Annotated in this window: 7 protein-coding genes; 3 read left to right on the top strand and 4 right to left on the bottom strand. The window is 42.9% G+C overall.

What is annotated here, in order from left to right; all coding sequences use genetic code 11:
• Positions 1-142: 142 nt before the first annotated feature.
• From M997_RS17960 to M997_RS17005, 3 genes are all read right to left on the bottom strand, one after another.
• Complete coding sequence (locus tag M997_RS17960) at positions 143-406, bottom strand: hypothetical protein (RefSeq protein ID WP_420874851.1); 264 nt, start codon at positions 404-406, stop codon at positions 143-145.
• Positions 403-870 (bottom strand): MbeB family mobilization protein, encoded by a 468-nt coding sequence (locus tag M997_RS17955; RefSeq protein WP_010904463.1) that lies wholly within the window; start codon positions 868-870, stop codon positions 403-405. The genes M997_RS17960 and M997_RS17955 overlap by 4 nt, the downstream gene beginning before the upstream one ends.
• A gap of 674 nt (positions 871-1,544) precedes the next feature.
• Entirely contained in the window at positions 1,545-1,856 is a 312-nt protein-coding gene (locus tag M997_RS17005; RefSeq protein WP_010904461.1) for a MobC family plasmid mobilization relaxosome protein, read from the bottom strand.
• A 145-nt stretch (positions 1,857-2,001) separates the two neighbouring features.
• On the opposite strand from M997_RS17005, the gene M997_RS17000 reads away from it, so the two are divergent.
• On the top strand, positions 2,002-2,190 hold the full coding sequence (locus tag M997_RS17000; protein ID WP_064721305.1) for a Rop family plasmid primer RNA-binding protein: 189 nt from the start codon (positions 2,002-2,004) through the stop codon (positions 2,188-2,190).
• Between the two features lie 622 nt (positions 2,191-2,812).
• Here the strand turns inward: M997_RS17000 and M997_RS16995 are convergent.
• Positions 2,813-3,823, bottom strand: coding sequence for a DNA-methyltransferase (locus tag M997_RS16995; protein ID WP_010904457.1), 1,011 nt, complete (start codon positions 3,821-3,823; stop codon positions 2,813-2,815).
• Positions 3,824-3,841: 18 nt separating this feature from the next.
• Here M997_RS16995 and M997_RS17300 point away from each other — a divergent pair, with 18 nt between their 5' ends.
• Together M997_RS17300 and M997_RS16990 are read left to right on the top strand one after the other, a co-directional pair.
• On the top strand, positions 3,842-4,096 hold the full coding sequence (locus M997_RS17300) for a helix-turn-helix domain-containing protein (protein ID WP_010904456.1): 255 nt from the start codon (positions 3,842-3,844) through the stop codon (positions 4,094-4,096).
• Positions 4,074-4,547, top strand: coding sequence for a type-2 restriction enzyme PvuII (locus M997_RS16990; protein WP_010904455.1), 474 nt, complete (start codon positions 4,074-4,076; stop codon positions 4,545-4,547). Before M997_RS17300 ends, M997_RS16990 begins: the two co-directional genes overlap by 23 nt.
• Positions 4,548-4,673: the final 126 nt, after the last annotated feature.

Below are 4,673 nucleotides of genomic sequence, written 5' to 3'. Positions count from 1 at the left end.
AACACCCAAATCCATCCTGAAAGTTTATAACGGTTTCTGTGACGTTTGAGGGCGTTTTTAACATCCCGTTTTTTCGTCCGACTTTCATCGCCAAACCGATGAAAGTCGCAAACTTGTTTGTGGCTTGAAGCGGTTTTATCCGTTAAAAACCGATACTGAAACCCCGACTACGACTCTGCTCCTGTCGCTGGATCTGCTGTGTCAGCCGTTCTGATACCTGTTCAGCAGTCCGGTTAAAGTCGCTAACTGTTGACTGATTTCCCTGTATTGCATGGCTAACTGACTGTTCTGTGTCTCGAGTTCCCCGACACGCTGAGATAAATTGCTGATAACGGTCTCTTGCTGTTGTAACAAGGTGTTCAAGGCGTTCTCTAAGAGTTGTTCTGTCTCGGTCATGGTGGCTCACTTCGCTAGAATTCGGTAGGCTTCGTTCTTCCCGCCCCAGTTTTCGTTCTGATATGCAGGATCGACGGCGACGCACGGTCGTTTGCTCTTGTCGTCCATGGTGCAGTTGGTCAGTTTGATATTGTGGCTCTGCGTCTGGTATATCTCGGCTGACCGTTTCCATTCGGTCAGGTTCTGGTATTCGTTCACGCTCCAGTACGTGAGAAACAGACTGATCCCTGCCAATATCAGCACCAGTAAGCCCAGAATGATGAACGGTAATTTCCACACGCTCACGGTACGCCTGATCAATATCGTCTGCTCGGCTTGGATACTTTCGCTCAAATTCCTGCTGGCGTCTGCCAGTTGCGCTTTCAAGTCGTTCTCGTGCTGTTCGATAGCGAGTTTCACTTTCTCCGTCATAATCTCGCTGTCTTGTCTGGCACTCTCGGAGAACGTCTGCGCTAAATTTAAAATCCTGCTCATAGAACGCCCCTTTTAAACGTAAATTTTGCCCCTCTGTTTTGATTGAGAGGTTTTTCGGTGTCACTCTGGCTATCTCAAAGCCCGACTGCTTCAGTGCGTCAATCACATCATCACGGTTACGGATCATCCCTTTCTGCACAAATGCCGATATGCCGGTATCAATTTCTTTCAGGGCTGACCGTTTTTCTGTCGGTAAATCCGCACGGGTTATCAGCGTTTGCTGTTTATCCGGCGAACGGGGATCGGTCAGTCCATATTCGTGATTGATAACCTGCTTAAAATTTTCAATCAGCGGTCTGTCGGCTTTGTCATAGTACGGCTGTAAGCGTTTCTGTGAGGTCAGCTCGACGTTAGGAATGTAAAAATTCAGCTCTAACCGGTTTTTATCCGTGTGCTCAACCCATGTAATGTTGTACTGCTCTTTCTCCAGCCCCGCAAAAACGTGCTTTTCGAATCTGTCCATAATGGCGGTTTTGTGATGGTCGGGTATATTTTCTTCCTCAAATGACAGACACCCCACCGTGTACGCATTCTTAAATCCGCAACTCTCCGCAATAGACTGCGACAATTCAGGATCGCCCCGTAAGATCTGAAATTGTGTGTCCTCTTTGCCTTCACGAAGCAGATAATCCATGCTGGCTTTCGGACTGCCACCGCCTTTGTTACCAAAGAATTTAATCAGCACGGTCGAACACCTCCCGAAGCTGTGCCTCAATATGCCGTAACGCTAAGGCGATATTGACCGTCGCCATAGAGACCGGAGCCTGATGGCAATGGCGGGCTATCTGGTTGAGGTTCACCCCTATCCGGTTAAGCTCAAACAACAGTGCAGGATCTACACTTTTCGGCTGACGCTTTGGCTTCTGACCTAACGCCAGTTCACGTAACCACTCCGCTAAACGGGGTTTGGTTTTCCGCAGAAGTAACGATTGTTTCTCGTCAGGTGTCAGGCGAATAATCACGGTTTCGGTGCGTTTGGTCGTCATGTTGTTGTCCTTTGGGGTCAAGGGGCAAAGCCCATTGCAAGGTCACGAGGAAATCGCGCAGAGATAACGATGTGTGTCCTTGCCCTAAACATTAACAGCAGATAAGATTTTATACAATCAGCGAGGAAATAGTGGAATTTTAAAGATGACAAAGCAGGAAAAAGCTGTCGTAAACATGGCTAAATTTTTACAGGCACAAAGTCTACTCTTACTGGAAAAGCTTAATGAACTTAATTCAGATAAACTCGATGCAGAAACCAACCTCTGCGAAGAACTCCACGAGCATGCAGAGTCACTACACCAACAACTGAGCGCAAAGCTAGGAGGAGAGTAGCCCTTTTACAATAGGCTCCGCCCTCCTGACGAGCTTCACAAAAATCGACTGATTTTCGGTGCTCTAGTCAAGATAGGCGAAACCTGACAGGACTATAAAGATGCCAGAAGTTTCCCTCTGACGGCTCCCTCGTGCGCTCTCCTGTTCCCACCTTACAAGTTTACAGCCGGTTTTAATCCGCTCTTTCTGTCTTTGGGGGCGCTATCTCTCAGCTTCCCTGTACCGGTACTGCGCTTGCTTAGGTGGTTCGCTCCAAGCTGGGCTATTTGCACGAACTCCCCGTTTAGCCCGACTATCACGCCTGTTCAGGTAACTGTTCTCTTGAATCCAACCCTGACAGACACGTAAAAACGCCACTGGCGATAGCCATTGGTAACAAGAGTGCAGAATTGTTTGCTGAAATCCTTGAAGTGTCACCGTCATTACGGCTAAACTGATAGAACAGAATTTGGTTTCAGCGGTGTTCAGACCCTGTTACCTCGGTTCAAAGAGTTGCTGCTCTACGAACCAATCTTTAAGAAAACCGCCTTTGCTGAGGCGGTTTTTTTTTTACATATCTAAGACTACCTGATCTAAGCCCCTACAGGGAACTACTTTTTTATCAAAAAGGTCGAGTTAAAATTTAGATAATAGAGTTTAAATCCAAAGACTCACCATTAAGGATTCGATTATAAATATCAGTTATTTTTTCTTCACTTATATTATTGTCTAAAAAACGAAACGCCGATGCCGCAACATATTCAGGTTTCATCTCAAACGAGATCCATTTACGAGATTCTCTTTCTGCGACTAGACCAGTAGTATTAGAGCCGCCAAAAATATCAACAACAAGATCATCTGGCTCAGTTAACATTCTAATAAAAAACTCGGGTAACTTAGCAGGGAATCTAGCGGGATGCGCTTTAATACCCATCAACTTACAATTGGCTAAATATTGACCATTTGATTCTGAGTTTGATATTTGTAATAAATTAGGAGGAATTGAACCTCCATTGTCTTTAGAGAACGACTTCCCTATATCATGCCCAGATGGTCTAGTTTTTGGTGTATAGAATTTGTCTGGGTCTTCAATTAACTTTTTCATTCTATCGCTATATGGAGCTAGAACTTTCGTTATATCAGACTTAGGCCACTCTGTTTTAGAGAACCACCATACTGTATTCACTGCATCTTTAACTCTTATTTTTCTCTTATTAACCCATTCTATAGGGCTTGGTAATTTTGATGGGTTAAACCAATAAAAATCTTCAGCAAGAAAAAAACCCACTTCGTCTATCATTCTGATCAAAACTCTAAAGTTATAGATACTTCTTGCTGGAACGCCTTTCATGTACGCCCCACCAAAATCTACAACAAAACTTCCATCCGGTTTTAGTTTCTTATTAACCACTTTAGCAAATGACAAAAACCAATCCACATACTCATGCTGTTCTAAGTTTCCGTATTCTTTTTTTCGTTGTAATGCGAAGGGAGGACTAGTCATAACCAGACTAATACTTTCATCTGGGAATGATTCTAATAGCTCCAATGAGTCACCTATATACATAGACCCATTACTAGTTGTGTAGGCAGGTTTTTTTCCAAAATTCAACATATCATTGCTACTCATAGTCTGTAGATTCAAAGTCATCATACCATCATTATCCCGTCTATGAGCAGAAATACAAATCCTTTATCAGCCCGATTAACCCTTGCAAAGAATGTAAAAAAAATGCGAGGCGAGCTAGGTCTATCCCAAGAAAGCTTAGCTGATCTAGTGGGAATCCATAGAACCTACATTGGTTCAATTGAACGAGCGGAAAGGAATATATCGATAGACAACATTGAGCGAATAGCAAATGCCTTAAATGTTTCTATATCAATACTAATGATGGAACACGAAAATGAGTCACCCAGATCTAAATAAATTATTAGAGCTTTGGCCGCATATACAGGAATATCAAGACTTAGCATTAAAACATGGAATAAATGATATTTTTCAAGATAATGGTGGAAAGTTGCTTCAAGTCCTTCTAATTACAGGATTAACAGTACTACCAGGACGAGAAGGTAATGATGCTGTAGATAACGCAGGACAAGAATACGAGTTAAAATCAATAAACATAGACCTCACTAAAGGTTTTTCAACTCACCACCACATGAATCCTGTAATTATTGCAAAATATAGACAAGTACCTTGGATTTTTGCCATATACCGTGGTATCGCAATAGAAGCTATATACAGATTAGAGCCAAAAGATCTAGAATTTTACTATGATAAATGGGAAAGGAAATGGTATTCAGATGGGCATAAAGATATTAACAACCCTAAAATACCTGTAAAATATGTAATGGAACATGGGACAAAGATTTACTAAATTGGAGCTACATTCATGGTTCCGATAAGACCCATTATGTTAAACGGGCGAGTTTACACCTTAAAACCGCCCGTCAGTCACCATCAGAACGCATCAGCACGATTTTAAGCACCAAACACCCCCCAT

The sequence above is a fragment of the Proteus hauseri ATCC 700826 genome, assembly GCF_001654965.1.
GTDB classification, from domain to species: Bacteria; Pseudomonadota; Gammaproteobacteria; order Enterobacterales; family Enterobacteriaceae; genus Proteus; species Proteus hauseri.
Note: the sequence above shows the minus strand (reverse complement) of the source record. Positions and strands in the feature narration are given on the sequence as shown.